Origin of the sequence: Saccharothrix variisporea, assembly GCF_003634995.1 — a bacterium.
In the GTDB taxonomy this organism is placed as follows: domain Bacteria; phylum Actinomycetota; class Actinomycetes; order Mycobacteriales; family Pseudonocardiaceae; genus Actinosynnema; species Actinosynnema variisporeum.
In genome coordinates, this window is sequence record NZ_RBXR01000001.1 from 1,357,104 (window position 1) to 1,371,670 (window position 14,567).

Annotated in this window: 15 protein-coding genes; 7 read left to right on the forward strand and 8 right to left on the reverse strand. The window is 71.6% G+C overall.

Going from position 1 to position 14,567, the window contains the following annotated elements; all coding sequences use genetic code 11:
- Positions 1-424: 424 nt before the first annotated feature.
- Together DFJ66_RS05910 and DFJ66_RS05915 are read right to left on the reverse strand one after the other, a co-directional pair.
- Positions 425-829, reverse strand: a complete 405-nt coding sequence (locus tag DFJ66_RS05910; protein ID WP_121230731.1) for an SgcJ/EcaC family oxidoreductase — start codon at positions 827-829, stop codon at positions 425-427.
- A gap of 119 nt (positions 830-948) precedes the next feature.
- Positions 949-1,572: a PadR family transcriptional regulator gene (locus DFJ66_RS05915; RefSeq protein WP_121218695.1), complete on the reverse strand. Its 624-nt coding sequence runs from the start codon at positions 1,570-1,572 to the stop codon at positions 949-951.
- 138 nt (positions 1,573-1,710) lie between these two features.
- Between DFJ66_RS05915 and DFJ66_RS05920 the strand changes: the two genes are divergently transcribed.
- Positions 1,711-2,319 carry a mycothiol-dependent nitroreductase Rv2466c family protein gene (locus DFJ66_RS05920; protein ID WP_121218697.1) on the forward strand — a complete coding sequence of 203 codons (609 nt, stop codon included), beginning with the start codon at positions 1,711-1,713 and terminating at the stop codon, positions 2,317-2,319.
- On the opposite strand, the gene DFJ66_RS05925 is transcribed toward DFJ66_RS05920, so the two are convergent.
- On the reverse strand, positions 2,316-3,191 hold the full coding sequence (locus DFJ66_RS05925; RefSeq protein WP_121230733.1) for a LysR family transcriptional regulator: 876 nt from the start codon (positions 3,189-3,191) through the stop codon (positions 2,316-2,318). The two genes, DFJ66_RS05920 and DFJ66_RS05925, sit on opposite strands and share 4 nt — an antisense overlap.
- 96 nt (positions 3,192-3,287) lie before the next feature.
- On the opposite strand from DFJ66_RS05925, the gene DFJ66_RS05930 reads away from it, so the two are divergent.
- Entirely contained in the window at positions 3,288-4,580 is a 1,293-nt protein-coding gene (locus tag DFJ66_RS05930; protein ID WP_246029597.1) for an MFS transporter, read from the forward strand.
- Here DFJ66_RS05930 and DFJ66_RS05935 read toward each other — a convergent pair.
- Both DFJ66_RS05935 and DFJ66_RS05940 read right to left on the reverse strand, forming a co-directional pair.
- Complete coding sequence (locus tag DFJ66_RS05935; RefSeq protein WP_246029598.1) at positions 4,504-5,703, reverse strand: MFS transporter; 1,200 nt, start codon at positions 5,701-5,703, stop codon at positions 4,504-4,506. The two genes, DFJ66_RS05930 and DFJ66_RS05935, sit on opposite strands and share 77 nt — an antisense overlap.
- Before the next feature lie 98 nt (positions 5,704-5,801).
- On the reverse strand, positions 5,802-6,290 hold the full coding sequence (locus tag DFJ66_RS05940) for a MarR family winged helix-turn-helix transcriptional regulator (protein ID WP_121218699.1): 489 nt from the start codon (positions 6,288-6,290) through the stop codon (positions 5,802-5,804).
- Between the two features lie 38 nt (positions 6,291-6,328).
- Here DFJ66_RS05940 and DFJ66_RS05945 point away from each other — a divergent pair, with 38 nt between their 5' ends.
- The 3 genes from DFJ66_RS05945 (at position 6,329) to DFJ66_RS05955 (ending at position 8,978) form a co-directional block, all read left to right on the forward strand.
- A complete protein-coding gene (locus tag DFJ66_RS05945; protein WP_121218701.1) occupies positions 6,329-7,249 on the forward strand; it encodes a DMT family transporter in 921 nt (306 codons plus the stop codon).
- A 65-nt stretch (positions 7,250-7,314) separates the two neighbouring features.
- Complete coding sequence (locus DFJ66_RS05950; protein ID WP_121218703.1) at positions 7,315-8,367, forward strand: right-handed parallel beta-helix repeat-containing protein; 1,053 nt, start codon at positions 7,315-7,317, stop codon at positions 8,365-8,367.
- A 59-nt stretch (positions 8,368-8,426) separates the two neighbouring features.
- Positions 8,427-8,978 (forward strand): carboxymuconolactone decarboxylase family protein, encoded by a 552-nt coding sequence (locus DFJ66_RS05955; RefSeq protein ID WP_121218705.1) that lies wholly within the window; start codon positions 8,427-8,429, stop codon positions 8,976-8,978.
- A gap of 43 nt (positions 8,979-9,021) precedes the next feature.
- On the opposite strand, the gene DFJ66_RS05960 is transcribed toward DFJ66_RS05955, so the two are convergent.
- Both DFJ66_RS05960 and DFJ66_RS05965 read right to left on the reverse strand, forming a co-directional pair.
- A complete protein-coding gene (locus tag DFJ66_RS05960) occupies positions 9,022-11,553 on the reverse strand; it encodes a phosphocholine-specific phospholipase C (RefSeq protein WP_121218707.1) in 2,532 nt (843 codons plus the stop codon).
- A 137-nt stretch (positions 11,554-11,690) separates the two neighbouring features.
- Positions 11,691-12,374, reverse strand: coding sequence for a GNAT family N-acetyltransferase (locus DFJ66_RS05965; RefSeq protein WP_121218709.1), 684 nt, complete (start codon positions 12,372-12,374; stop codon positions 11,691-11,693).
- A 118-nt stretch (positions 12,375-12,492) separates the two neighbouring features.
- Here DFJ66_RS05965 and DFJ66_RS05970 point away from each other — a divergent pair, with 118 nt between their 5' ends.
- A complete protein-coding gene (locus tag DFJ66_RS05970; RefSeq protein ID WP_121218711.1) occupies positions 12,493-13,464 on the forward strand; it encodes a magnesium transporter CorA family protein in 972 nt (323 codons plus the stop codon).
- On the opposite strand, the gene DFJ66_RS05975 is transcribed toward DFJ66_RS05970, so the two are convergent.
- The gene (locus DFJ66_RS05975) at positions 13,442-13,885 is read right to left on the reverse strand and encodes a PGPGW domain-containing protein (protein WP_121218713.1); all 444 of its coding nucleotides are present in this window, start codon (positions 13,883-13,885) and stop codon (positions 13,442-13,444) included. The genes DFJ66_RS05970 and DFJ66_RS05975 overlap by 23 nt on opposite strands.
- A 57-nt stretch (positions 13,886-13,942) precedes the next feature.
- Here DFJ66_RS05975 and DFJ66_RS05980 point away from each other — a divergent pair, with 57 nt between their 5' ends.
- Entirely contained in the window at positions 13,943-14,377 is a 435-nt protein-coding gene (locus DFJ66_RS05980) for a hypothetical protein (protein ID WP_121218715.1), read from the forward strand.
- Positions 14,378-14,567 lie beyond the last annotated feature (190 nt).

Consider the following 14,567-nt stretch of genomic DNA (forward strand, 5'->3'; position numbering starts at 1 on the left):
GCGTCGGGTACCAGCGGGCACCTGGGCGTGGGCGGGCGGCGGCGGGCGGGCGGCGGCGGTGGGCGGTGGGCGGCGGCGGCGGGCTGCGGCGGGCGGCGGCGGGGCGCGGGGGACGGGTGGTTGGGGCGGGGTGGTGGGTGGATGAGCGGGCGGGGCGGCCGGGGGTGGTCAGCGTGGGTGGTGGGTGGGAAGGGGGGTGGTGGTAGGGGTGGGTCGGCCGTGGTCCCCGCGTTCCTTGTTTTACGGGACGCGCGAGTCGCCGTTTGGTCGCGGATCTTGCATGTCGCCTGATCGGGTGAAGTTGTGTCAAGGGTCGGAGGCGGGTGGGGCTTGGTTGACGGTAGCTGGAGTTTCGAAGGGCGAGAGGGTGGAGCGAGGGGGTTGTGGATAGAGCTGCCACCGCCCCCTCGCCGCAACGCACAAGTCAGGACTTCCGGGTGTTCTGGAAAGACGCATAGCGCCAGCGGTCGCCATCGTCGACCACGACTACCGTCTGCACGGAGTCCTGTTCCGGACCCACCTCCGCCTGTCCCTCCCCCACGACCCCGCCGCCGGTCACGGCGATGGCCACGTCCGGGCGGACGAAGCGCGGGGAAGCCGCCGGAGCAGAGCCCGCGCCCAGCCTCGAACCCTTCAAAGGTCCGTCGAACAGCCAACGGTGGGCCTTCTCGATCTCCGCCCGCCCCCGCAAGTGGGTGCCGTTGAACACGACGTAGTCGGCGTCCTCGGTGAACAGCGCCGCATAGGCCGCCGCGTCGCCCCGGTTCCACGCCTCGACCAGCTCCCGGCCCAGGTCGGCGATCGCCGCCTCGGCGGTGTGCTCTGCCATGATGTCCTCGATTCCTCGGGTGGTCCGCATTCGGGTGATCAACCACCTCGGCGCGGTGTTGCCGCACCGCGTCGAGGTCCACCGGCCCGCACGACCGCGGGCCGGGAGTCGTGAAGGGCCTAACCGGGACCGAGGCCGCCGGGCTCGGCACCGTTCTCGTGCCACGCCCGCCAAGCCTCCATGCCGCCGACTGCCCCCTCCTCCACCGACGCCGCAAACCGCCGCACCCACGCCCGCTCGGCGTCCAGCATCGCGACCCGGTAGTCCAGCTCGACCCACGTCAACTCGGGCAACCCCTGCCCCCGCAACCACGACACGGTCTCCCGCAACGCCACGGCCTGCGCGTCCAACGCCGACACCCGCCCCCGCAGCAACTCCGCCACCGCCCCCGGCGCCAGCAACCCGACCAGCGACAACCCGGCCTCGAACCGCGGGTACTCCTTGACCGGCGTCCCGATCAGCTCCCGCAACCAGTCGTGCAGCTCCGCCCGCCCCTCGGCGGTCAACCCGTACACGGTCCGCTCCGGCCGACGCCCCTCCCGCCGCGCCTCCAGAGCCTCCACGAAACCGTGCTTCTCCAACGACTCGACCACGGTGTACAGCGACCCGTAGTTGAGCTTGATGCTGTCTTCCTTGTGCCGCTGCCGCAGCGTCGTGGCCATCTCGTACGGGTGCATGGAGCGTTCCTGCAACAACCCGAGCACCGCCAACGCCAACGGGTTCGCACGTCGGTACCGCGCCACGCCACCTCCGATTACTCGCACCCGAGTATACGGGTCAGAGCATTGCCAAAGTGGCCCAAGAAATGGCGCTGAACATGGCCCTCATCAAGGAACCAATCGATGCCTACGGTGATCCGGACACCGTAAGGAGAAGCGAAGATGACGACAGTGGACCTCTGGTTCGACCCGGTGTGCCCGTGGGCGTGGGTCGCGTCGAGGTGGGTGCTCGAAGTGGAGCAGGTGCGTCCCGTCCAGGCCCGGTTCCGGGTGTTCAGCCTGTCGCTGCACAACGAGGACCGCGAAGTCGACCCCTGGTACCGCCAGTGGCTCGACGCCCGCTGGGGACCGGCCCGGGTGGTGGCCGCCGCCGAGCAACAGCACGGCGAGGACGTCGTGCGCGACCTCTACACCGCGTTCGGCACCCGCATCCACGTCGACAAGCACCTCGTGGACGACGCCCTCAGCCGTGCCGCGCTCGCCGACGTGGGCCTCCCGCCGTCCCTCGCCGACGCCGCCCACCGCTCCGACCTGGACGACGTCCTGCGCAAGGGCAACCGGGCCGCGCTCGAACCGCTCGGCGAGGACCTCGGCGTCCCCGCCCTGCACATCCCCCAGGACGACGGCACGGTCAGCGCGTTCTTCGGACCGGTCGTCAGCCCCGCCCCGCGCGGTGAGGCGGCGGGCCGGCTGTGGGACGGCATCGCGCTCCTGGCCGGCACCGACGGCTTCTTCGAGCTCAAGCGCGGCCGGACCCGCAAGCCCGTCTAGGCCACCGCGCTGACCGCGTAGAGCACGTCCCGCAACCCCGGCCGGTCCTCCCGGTCCTCCCGCCACAGCAGGCGCAGGCTGAGGTCCGGCACGGGGAAGTCCAAGCGCACCAACGCACCCGACGCCAACTCGTCCGTCACGGCGAAGGACGGCAGCAACGCCACACCCAGCCCCTGCGCGGCCCAGGCCTTCATCACCGGCACCGGGCCCGCGTGCACCCGCTGCGCCGCGTCCAGCCACCGGTCCGCCGCCAGCCGGAACGAGCAGTTCGGCAACGACACCAGCAGCCGCTCGCCGCCGAGGTCCGCGGGCACCGCCCGGCCCGCCAGGGGGTGGCCGGGCGCGCCCACCAGGACCAGCGGCACGTCAGCGACGTCCAGGAACGCCAACGGCGAGTCGTCCGACGGCGTCGGGAAGCCCAGGTCGCCCAGGGCCGGCCCGGTGTCCAGCACCAGCGCGGCCTCCAGCCGGCCCGACGCCACCTCGGCCATCAGGTCGGTCCGGCTCGCCGACGACCGCACGTCGACCACGACCTCGGGTCGCCGCGCCGCGAGCCGGCCCAGCACCAGCGGCACCTGGGACGCGGCGATGGTCTCCAACGCGCCCAGCCGCACCGCCGGCCGGGTCACCTCGCGGCGCGCCTGCTCGGCCTGCTCCAGCAACCGCCGCGCCCACCCGACCAGCCGGTCGCCGGCAGGGGTCGGGCGCATCCCGGTGGCGGTCCGGTCGAACACGGCCACCCCCAGCGACCGTTCCAACGACCGGACCTGCTCGGACACGCTGGACGGCGCCAGGCCCAGCGCACCGGCGGCCTCGGTCACCGTCCCGTGCCGCACCACGGCCTCGAACACGCGCAACTGACGGAGTTCCACGTCCACCCCCAACCGATCAGCACCGTTCGGAAATTCCGAACGCCCCTGCGGGTCGGCCGGTGGAACCCGGCGCCGACCGCGCCGACAGTGTGCGCCGTGACGATCTTCGGCATCTCCCTGGCCTACTTCATGGTCCTGCTCGACACGACCGTGCTCGCGGTCGCCGAGCCTGACCTCGCCGCTTCCCTGCACGCGAGCACCGCCGGCCTGCAATGGGCGACCACGGCTTACACGGTGGTGTTCGCCGCCGCGCTGCTGTCGGCCGGCGCGGTCGCGGACCGGTTCGGCGCGCACCGGGTGTTCCGCGCTGGGGTGGCGGTGTTCGCCCTGGCGTCGCTGCTGTCGGCGGTGGCTCCGGCGATCGAGGTCCTGGTGGGCTTGCGCGCAGTGCTCGGCGCGGCCGCGGCGGCGTGCGTGCCGGCGTCCATGGCGATGATCGCCCGGATCCGACCGGAGCCGGCGGCTCGGGCGCGCGCGGTGGCGGTGTGGGCGGCGGTCAGCGGCGCGGCCGTGGCGGCGGGACCGGTCGCCGGCGGGCTGCTGGTGGACCTCGCCGGATGGCGGGCGGTGTTCCTGGTCAACCTGCCGATCGCCGCGTTCGCCCTGGTCGCCACGAAGCACATCCGCTGCCCCAGCACCGACCGCGAGGTCGACTGGCGTGCACACCTCGCGGTCGGCCTGGCCCTCGCCGCCGCGACCGACGCCCTGATCGCCGCCGGAGCGTCCGACTGGCTCCACGCGGCGGTGGCGGCGACGGTCGCGGCCGTCCTGGGCCGCAAGATCAAGGACCTCGACCCGATCCTCTTGCGCGCCAACGGAGTCCGGCCCACGCTCGCGGTCGGCGCGGCCGTGAACTTCGCCCTCAACGGCTGCCTGTTCGTGCTACCGCTGGTGTTCGCACGCCACCTGCACCTCGACGCCGCCACGACCGGCCTGGCGTTCCTCCCCCTGACCCTGCCCTTCGCCCTCAACCCACCCTTGACCGCCCGCCTGGTGGCCCGCTTCGGCCCGCGCACCCCGATCCTGCTCGGCCTCGCCCTGCTGACGACCGGCGGCACCACCCTCGGCGCGACCGTCCACCTCGGCAGCTACGGCCCGATCGTGTTCGGCCTGCTGTGCACGGGCCTGGGCGTGTCGTTCGTGCTGCCGGCGCTGGTCACCGCACTGCTCGACGCGGCACCGCCGGGCAGCGCGGGCACCGCCGGCGGCATCCTCAACGCCGTCCGCCAGACCGGTGCCACGCTGGGCGTCGCCGTCATGGGCGCTCTGGGGTTCGGCACGGCGCTCGCCCTGTGCGGGGCGGTCTGCGCGGTCACCGGCTTGTGGTTCCTCCGCCGGACCGCTCCGACCGCCACACCACAGCAGCCGGGACCAGCGACAACACCGTGATCCCACCGAACACCGCCGCCGCGCCGGGCAGTCCCGCGAACCCGAGCCCGACACCCCCGACCAACGCGCCCGCGAACGTGCCGAGGTTTACCGACGCCCCCGTGACCCCCAACGCCGTCCCCCGAGCGTCACCGCTGTGCCGGACCATCAACGTGATCACGCACGCCGCCACCGCCGAGTGGCACACCCCCAACACCCCGGTCAGCACGACCGCCACCACCAGGGTCGTCGTGAAGTAGATCGCCACGATCGCGCCCAACGACACCACCAACGCCCAGAACATCACGTGGTGCGCCCGAACCCGCCCCGACCCCACGACCCGTCCGGTGATCAGGTTGCCGAAGAAGTAGCTGCCGCCACTGAGCGTCCACACCAACGCGAATGCACTGGGAGACAACCCGAATCGTGCATCATATATGACTGCTAGATAGGACAAGTACCCCATGAACGCAGCCGTCCGCAGCAAAGCCACGGCGAGCAGCGGCCGCAAGCTCTTCAACGCCTTGTAAGAGGCCCAGTACCCCAGGGTGGACGCCGGCACCACCCGTCCGGGCCGCCGGTAGAACACCACCGCCAACCCCAACGCCACCACAGCGGTCATCACCAGGTCCCCGCGCCACCCCCACAACAACGCGGGCACAGCCACCACAGGCGCCGCCAACATCACCGTCAACGCACTGGTCGCGGTGACCAGCGTCGCAGCCCGCCCGGCCGCCGCCCCGTCACCGAACCGATCGGCAGCCGACGCGGTGAGCGCAGGCGTGATCACCGCCATCGCCGCCCCGACCAGCGCACAGAACACCCCCATCGCGACAAGGTGCCCCAACGCGCCCACCAGAGCCGCGACAGCCAACGCCACCAATCCCAACGCGGCAGCGCGCAACCGAGCCACCCGGTCCAACAGGGGCGCCAGCACCGCTCCGGCGGCCAACGCAGCCAGTCCCCCGAGCCCCCGCAGCCCACCCATGACAGCAGCATCGGTGTCCGCATCGGAGGCAATGCGCACGAGAAACGTCCCGAAGATGGTGTAGGGCAACAACGCCACGGAGGAAGCCAGCATCAACGGCCACAGCCGCCGCGCCATCGCCAGATCCCCGGGCACCTCATCGACCGCGACACCCACCCGAACACTCCCCCCGCGAGTCCCCGGGAGAATCTTCGCATAGCTCACGATCTCGGAGCCGACAGCTCACCCGCTGGGACGCCGGGGCTTCCCGCGTTTCAACTCTCGAAGTGCCGCAGCCAGTCGCCCAAGATCCGCTCCAGCGCCCGGGCGTCCTCGGCCGCCACCAGGTCCACCAACCGCCGCTCGTTGGCCATGTGCTCGGTGAAGGCCCGGTCGATCACCCGCAGCCCCGCCGCCGTCAACGCCACGACCCGCCGCCGCCCGTCCGACCCCTCGGACCGCCGCGTCACCAGCCCGTCGCGCTCCAGCCGGTCGATGCGCTTGGTGATCGCGCCCGTGGTGACCATGGTGTGCTGGGCCAGCTCCCCTGGCGCGCGCTCGTAGGGCGGCCCGGCCCGCCGCAACGCCGCGAGGACGTCGAACTCGCCCTCCCCCAGCCCGTGCCGCCGGTAGACCACGGCCAACTGCTCGGTCAGCACGGCGGCGAGCCGGTGCAACCGCCCGATGACGGCCTGCGGCGAGACGTCCACATCAGGACGTTCCCGCGCCCACTCCGCCTGGATCCGAGCCACCCGATCGGTCATGGACCCACCATACCTTCCACGGAAGCTATATTGCTTCCATGGAAGCTACCTCGCGGTGGACCCTGCTCACCGCCGCCGCCCCGATCGCCTGGGGCTCGACCTACTACGTCACCCACCACTTCCTGCCCGCCGACCAGCCGCTGTGGGGCTCGGCCCTGCGCGCCCTGCCCGCCGGGGTGCTCCTCCTCGCCCTCCGCCGCGAACTGCCCCGCCGCGACTGGTGGTGGCGCTCCCTCGTCCTCGGCACGCTCAACATGGGCGCGTTCTTCGCCCTCGTCTACGTCTCCGCCCAACTCCTGCCGACCAGCCTCGCCTCCACCGTCATGGCGCTGTCCCCGGCCGCGATGATGGCCGTGGCGTGGCTGACCCTCGCCGAACGCCCGCACGTGCTCGCCATCGCCGGCGCGGTGGTCGGGATCGGCGGTGTGGTGCTGATGTTCGCCGCCGGCATCACGTCGTTCGACCCCCTCGGCCTCGCCGCCGCCACCGCCGCGATGCTCATGTCCGCCTCCGGTCACGTCCTGACCAAGAAGTGGGGCACCACGACCAACGTCCTGTCCGTCACGTCGTGGCAACTGGTCGCCGGCGGGCTGGTCCTGGTCGTCGCCGCCCTGGCCGTGGAAGGCCCTCCCCCGCCGCTCACCCCGACCACCACCGCCGCGTTCACGTACGTGGCCGTGGTCGCCACCGCCGTCGCGTTCGCCGCGTGGTTCACCGGTCTGCGCCACCTCGACGCCGGCGCGGTCGGCCTGATCGGGTTGCTCAACCCGGTCACCGGCGTCCTCCTGGGCACGGCCATCGCCGGCGAAACCCTGACCCCGCACCAACTCCTCGGCCTGACCCTCGTCCTCACCGGGGTGCTGCTCGGCCAGCCCGCGATCCGCCGCAAATTCACGCACGTGAAAGTTCACGCCCATCCCCGGCAATCCGTTGACGCGCAATCGGAAAGCCGCCTATAAAGGTCCGGACCAACGGGTGTAAGCCGCGACACTCGAAGCCCCTTGCCTGCGAAGGGTCCTTCAGCATGCGCACACGTCTGTCGGTTCTCACCGCCATCGCGACCTGCCTCGCCGCCACCACCACCGCGACCGCGACCACCGCTCAGTCCACAGTGGACGTCTCCACCGCCGCACAACTCCAAGCCGCGCTTGCCGGCGCCACGCCCGGCCAAACCATCCGCCTCGCCGCCGGTGTCTACCGGGGCGCGTTCGCCACCACCCGACCGGGCACCGCGTCCGCACCCATCACCCTCACCGGACCGGCCGACGCGGTCCTGGTCAACGACGGCCCGTCCGGCACCGCCCCGAGCTGCCCGGCGCCCACGCCCGGCTGGGACCCCGGCTACGGCCTGTGGCTCTACGGCGCCCCGCACTGGAACCTGACCGGGTTCACCGTGCGGGAGTCGAAGAAGGGCATCGTCGCCGACAACTCCCACCACACCACGATCTCCGGCGTGTCGGTGCACCACGTGGACGAGGAGGCGGTGCACTTCCGGCGCTCCTCGGCCGACAGCGTCCTGCAAGACTCCACCATCACCGACACCGGTCTCGTGCAGCCCGGCTACGGCGAGGGCGTCTACATCGGGTCCGCGAACTCCAACTGGGCCTGCCACGGCAACTCCGGCGGCGTCGACCGCAGCGACCGCGTGCGGGTGCTGGGCAACCGGATCGGCCCGAACGTCGCCGCCGAGCCCGTCGACGTCAAGGAAGGGACCTTCGACGGCGTCATCCGCGGCAACACCTTCGACGGTCGGGGCATCTCCGGCCAGAACTCGGCCGACTCGTGGATCGACGTGAAGGGCGTCCGCTACACCATCGAGGACAACACCGGCACGTTCACCCCGCCCGGCACCTTCGCCAACGGGTACGAGACCCACAACCCGGCCACCACCCCGTCGTTCGCCAACGGGTGCGGCAACGTGTGGCGCGGCAACCGCTCCGACCTCGGCGGCGTCGGCCAGTACGCCATCAAGATCACCTCGACGTCGAAGTGCGCGGGCCTGCCCAACGTGGTCCACGCGTCCAACACGGTCACCGGCGCGACGGTCGGACTGACCAACGTCCCGGTCACCCCTTGACGGCGGTTGCGCACCATTCCAGCACCGTTCCACCACCGCCGAACCACTAGCGTGTGCGCATGGCACACATCGACCTGGGCGTTGACGAGACCCTGTTGCCCGGCATCACCGGCCCCCTGCGCTTCCGGCCGGAGACCGCCGGGCCGCTCAACCAGTTGGCCGACGTGCTCCTGCGCGGCCCGAGCACCCTCTCCAGGGGTGAAAGAGAGCTCATCGCGGCCCACGTGTCGGGCCTCAACGAGTGCACCTTCTGCCACAACTCCCACGCGGCCTTCGCGGCGGCCCAACTCGACGAGGGCATGGCGGTGGTGACCCAGGTCCGCACCGACCTGGCCACCGCCGCCATCTCGCCCAAGCTGCGCGCGCTGCTCCGGATCGCCGAGGCGGTGCAGAAGTCCGGCCGCGAGGTGACCCCGGCGCACATCGAGGCCGCGCGGGCCGAGGGCGCGACGGACGTCGAGATCCACGACACCGTGCTGATCGCGGCGGCGTTCTGCATGTACAACCGTTACGTCGACGGCCTGGGCACCCTCGCGCCCGAGGACCCGGCCGCCTACGCGGCCTCCGCCCAGCACATCGTCGACCACGGCTACTCGGTCCCCCGCGGCTGACGCCGGCCGGCCGCGGCAAGGGTTGCCGCGGCCGGCGCAGTAGTCACCAGCCCAGCGGGACCACCTCGGCCGCCGACGTCCACGGCCCGCGCCCGCCGGCCTCGGTGAGCGCCCGCAACCGCACGTACCGCGCCTGCACGGGCCACAGCCGGACCGTCTTGGCCGAGGCGTCGTCGGCGAACGTCCCCGCCGCCACCGCACTGCCCCACGACGTCCCGTCCCCGCTGACGTACACCTCGTACCGCCCGATCCGGCCGTTCGCGCCACCGTCCTGCCGGGGCAGGTACGTCACGCCGGTGACCGTGCGGACCGAACCCAGGTCCAGCTGGACCTCGTGCGGCAACGGGTCGGCGGTACCCGACCACTTGGTGTGCCAGAGCGTGCTCGGCTTCCCGTCCGCGGCGTTCACGCCGGCGCCGTTCTCGCCGGAGGTCTCCTGGCTGTCCACGTACTTCACCGTGCGCGGCAGCGGGCTGGAGCCCATCACCGGGTCGGTCGTGCTCTCCACACCGGTCTCGACGTGGCCCGCGAACCGGCGGACGAAGCCGTCCGGGCCGGTCGCGGTCAGGTCGTACCAGCCGTTCATGCCGCCGCCCACGGAGAACCAGTCCTCCTTGGTGGCACCGGGGTCGAGGGTGTAGGTCCACGGGCCGCCGCCGCGGTTGCCGGCGGTCACGGTCAGCGTGCACGCCTTGCCGCCGGTGTTGGTCATGGTCAGCCACACCTGGCCGCCGTCCTCGCGCAGCACCACCTCGGGGTTGGCGTTGCCGGACGTGGTCGCGGTGGCCCGGTTGCCGGCGAAGCGGCGCAGGAAACCGTTGGGGCCGACCACGTTCAGGTCGTACGCACCGGTCGGGGTGCCCGCCTGCCAGTAGTCGGACAGGGTCTTGCCCGCCTCGACCGTGTACCGCCACGGGCCGTCGGTGCGGAAAGCGTTGGCGTAGACGTAGAAGTGCGCACCGGCGGCACCGGTGTTGGCGAAGTCGATCCAGAACTTGTCCGACGCCACCCGCCCCGACACCTTCAGCCGGTACGGCAGCGGCCGGGCGGGCTTGGTGCCGGGTTCCTGCACCGGCATGGTCTGCACGGCCGGCGGGGTCGGCGAGGTCGGGCGCGGGCCGTCCGTGGGCACCGGGGTCGGCAGCGCCGGGTAGGGCGCGGTGGCCGTGGTGGTGTCCAGGGCGGAGGTCAGGTCGCCGCACACCGCCCGCCGCCACGGCGAGATGTTCGGCTCGGCGACACCGGTCCACTTCTCCAGCAGCCGCAGCACCGACGTGTGGTCGAACACCTCCGAGCACACCTTGCCGCCCCGGCTCCACGGCGAGACCACGAGCATCGGCACCCGCTGCCCCAGGCCGATCGGCGCGGACAGGTAGATCTCGTCGGTCGTGGCGACCGTGGACAGGCCGTCCGAAGTGGACACGGGCGGCGCGGGCTGCGGGATGTGGTCGAAGAACCCGTCGTTCTCGTCGTAGTTGAGCAGGAACACGGTCTTGTTCCACACCTCGGGCTTGGACGCCAGCGCGTCCAGCACCTGCTTGACCAGCTCCGCGCCGGTGTTGGGCCCCCAGTCGGGGTGTTCGCTCTGGGACTCCGGCGCGACGACCCACGACACGGCGGGCAGCCGGCCCGCGTCCACGTCCGCCTTGAACGTCGCCGCGAGCTGCCCCGGCCGCTGCCGCGCCAGACCCCGGTCGTAGAGGGACCGCTCGGCGGCGGTCAGCGTGGCCAGGCCCTGGTCGAGCTGGGCCAGCAGCTCGGTCTGGCGGGCGGTGGAGGCCGAGGACAGGGCGTAGTAGAAGTACTCGAGCTTGGTGTACGGGTTGCCCGACGAGTCCTTGGTCTTGGCCAGCGCCTTGCGCCCGACCGCGAGGAAGGACGCGAAGTAGTCCAGGGAGTTGTCGCCGTAGTTGTCCCACTCCTGGTAGACCCGCCACGACTTGCCCGCCGCCTGGAGCCGCTCGGCGTAGCTGGTCCAGGTGTAGCCGGTGTGGCCGGGGTTCTGCCAGCTGTCGTTGCCGATGGCGCGCTTGGTGGTGCCCGGCTCGTAGCCGATGGTGCCGGAGAACAGGTAGAAGCGGTTGGGGTTGGTGGGGCCGGCCTCGGAGCAGTGGTAGTTGTCGCAGATGGTGAAGGCGTCGGCGAGGGCGTGGTAGAAGGGCAGCGCGGCGCGGTCCAGGTAGGTCATGGTCCGCACCCCCTTCTGCGGGATCCACTGGTCGTGGCGGCCGTTGTTCCAGGCGGCGTGGCCGTCCGACCAGCCGTGCGGGGTGCCGGACATGAACTCGTCGTCCACGCGGTAGGGCAGCACGTAACCGGTGCCGTTGGGCTGGCGGAACACCGGGTTGCCGTTGGGCAGGCGGATGGCGGTCGGGTCGTTGAACCCGCGCACGCCGCGCAGGGTGCCGAAGTAGTGGTCCAGGGACCGGTTCTCCTGCATGAAGACGACGACGTGGCCGATCGTCTCCAGGCCGCCGGTCGGCGCTTCCAGGGCGAGGGCGCGGCGGAGGCTGTCGGGCAGCAGGGCGAGCCCGGAGCCGGCAGCCGCCGCTTTGAGCAGGTCACGACGCTTCATGCACATCTCCTCGTCCAAGGCGCGGGGTGGCGGCGCGGAGCGATGCTGGATGCGCGAAGTTAAGCAGAAGTGACAATTAACGAGCAATACTGAACAGGGAGGTGACCATTACCGGTCATGTCCCTGCTCAGGCCGGGTCAGGCGACCTCCGCCAAGGGCACGCGCACGGCCATGAAGCGGGTCCGGCGGCGCAGCCGGAAGCCGAGCGAGAGGTAGAGCCGGATGGCGTTGGCGTTGTCCCCGGCGGCGTGCATGATCGGCGTCTCGCCGCGCTCCCGGATGCCGTGCGCGACCGCCCGCACCAGCCGCGTGGCGAGGCCCCGACCGCGGAAGGCGGCGTCGGTGCAGACCGCGCTGATCTCGGTGTAGCCGGGCGGGTGGAGGCGTTCACCGGCCATCGCGACCAGCTTGCCCTCGTGGCGGATGCCCAGGTAGGTGCCCAGTTCGATGGTCCGCGGCCGGAAGGGGCCGGGCTTGGCGCGTTCGACCAGGTCCAGCATCTCCGGCACGTCCGCCGGGGTGAGCCGCACGGCCTCCGGGTCCTCCTCGGTGCGCACGCCGTCGTCCACCAGCTGCACGCCCTCGCCCTGGAAGGTGATCTCCCAGCCCGGCGGCGGGTCCAGCGCGCCGATCGACACGACCTCGCCCGGCCCGGCCAGGCCGGCGACATCGCCCCAGACCCGGTCGTCGGCGTCGGGCGGGAAGGCCAGGAACGGCGCCACGTCGGGCTGGTAGCGCAGCACCCTGCCGTGGGGTTCGGCGAAGCGGGCGTGGGCGCCGTTCAGCGACTCCCACGCGGCGTGGTCCAGCGGTGACGACATCCTCGAGCCCCCTCCGGTCGTTCGCAAACGGGCGAATCATCGGCTCGTGGGCCCCGGGCTGTCCACCGCTTCCACATCATGAACGGCCTTGCGCGGTCCGGGCGGTTACGCTGCGATCATGGCCGGCAGCCGTCTCTACCGCCACGGGGTGCTGGAAGCCGAGGGCTTCCCGCTGCACGACGCCGCCGGGTACCTGCGGCAGCCGGACGCGGTCGTGTGGCTGGACCTGTGCGGCCCGTCGCAGGAGGAGCTGACCGCCCTCGCCGAGGAGCTCGGCCTGCACGAACTGGCCGTCGAGGACGCCCTGCACCCCCACGAACGCCCGAAGCTGCACGAGTACGACACGCACTGCTTCCTCTCCGCCTACGCCGTGCGGCTGGACGAGCGGACCGGGCGGCTGGCCACGGCGGAACTGGCCGCGTTCCTCACCGAACGCGCGCTGGTGACCGTGCGACCGGACGACAGCTTCGACGTCGACGCCCTGACCCGGCGCTGGGACGGTGCCGCGCACCTGGCCAAGAGCGGGGTCGCGTTCCTGGCGCACGGGCTGCTGGACGCCGTGGTGGACAGCCACTTCGAGGCCGTGCAGGCGTTGGACGAGCAGATCGAGGCGCTCGAGGACGCCGTGTTCGCCGACCACCCCGACCACCGGGCGGTGCAGCGGCGGGCGCTGGACCTGCGCAAGTCCCTGGTGACCCTGCGGCGGGTCGTGCTGCCGATGCGGGAGGTGGTCAACGCGTTGATGCGGCGGGACCGGTCCGTGGTGGACGAGACGATGTTCCCGTACTACCAGGACGTCTACGACCACGTCATGCGCGCCACGGAGTGGACGGAGTCGCTGCGGGAGATGGTGGCGACCATCCGCGAGACGCAGCTGAACATCCAGGGCAACCGGCTGAACCTGATCATGAAGAAGGTGACCGGGTGGGCGGCGATCATCGCGGTGCCCACCGCCATCACCGGGTTCTACGGCCAGAACGTGCCCTACCCGGGGTCGGGTGAGCCGTGGGGGTTCTGGGTGTCGTCGGCGGCCATCGTCGTGCTGTCCGCCGGCTTGTACGCGCTGTTCAAGCGCCGCGACTGGCTCTAGACCGCTTGAGGCGCAGGTAGCTCCAGACCACCAGCCCCCAGATGATCAGCCCGGACAGGATCAGGCTGGACCCGGTGCTCCACCCGCCCAGCGGCAGGTCCTTGTTCAACCCCCAGAACACGCCGATCCCCACCAGCACCGCGCCGCCCAGCACGGTGGCCGCGATGCGCAGCGGCGAGGACACGCTCTCCTCGGCGGTCTTCATCGCGCGGTCGCGCACCGGGTCCACGTAACGCTCCAGCGCGGGGAACTCGGCGGCGAGGATCAGCAGCCCGGCGAGCACCAGCAGCAGCCCGGGACCGGGCAGGACCAGCAGCGCGATCCCGACGAGCAGGACCACCGCGCCGACGACCGTCATCGTGACCCGCTTGACGGTGCCCAACCCGACCACTCCCTTCCTCGTGACCGGATTGTCCGGCATCCGGCGGCAGCGCGCATTTCCCGCCGATCCGGCCCGTGCCGCGACTAGACTTCGACCATGACCGCACCGGAACCCGCCAGACCCTTCCCGCGGCCCCGGATCAGCAAGTGGGCCTACGTGTTCTGCGGTGTGGTGGTGGTCGGCGCGGTCATCGCCGGCATCGCCTTCCTCACGAAGGCCCTCGACTCCTACCCCATCGACGACTTCACGGGCCGGTGGACGCACCAGGACGCCGACTCCAAAGTCGTCCTCGACATCGCCTCCGACCACACCTGGAAAGTCGTCGTCGCCAGGCGCGAAGGGCGGACGAGGTGCTTCGGCCGCGCCGACACCCAGCGCAAGAACGTCATCCTGTACCTGCACGAGGACAGCAAGAACGACGCGTGCGGCACCGCCTGGAAGGCGAAGTTCACGGCCGTCCCGTCGGAGAACCTCCACACGCTGGACCTCTCGATGGTCGGCGGCCGGTACACGCTGGTGCGGGAGCGCTGAACTTCGGTTCGCGGTCCTGGACCGAAGTGACGGCACCTCGTTCACGGACCGCTCGTGGGTGCGGGACGGCGTAGTGGGCGGCCGGCGGAAGCCGTGGTGGCGGGTCTGAGGTGTGTTCGGGGAACCGAGTGCGCACTACGGGAAGTCGTAGGAAGCAAGACTGTCTTCGGTCACATTCCCACCCGCTGAG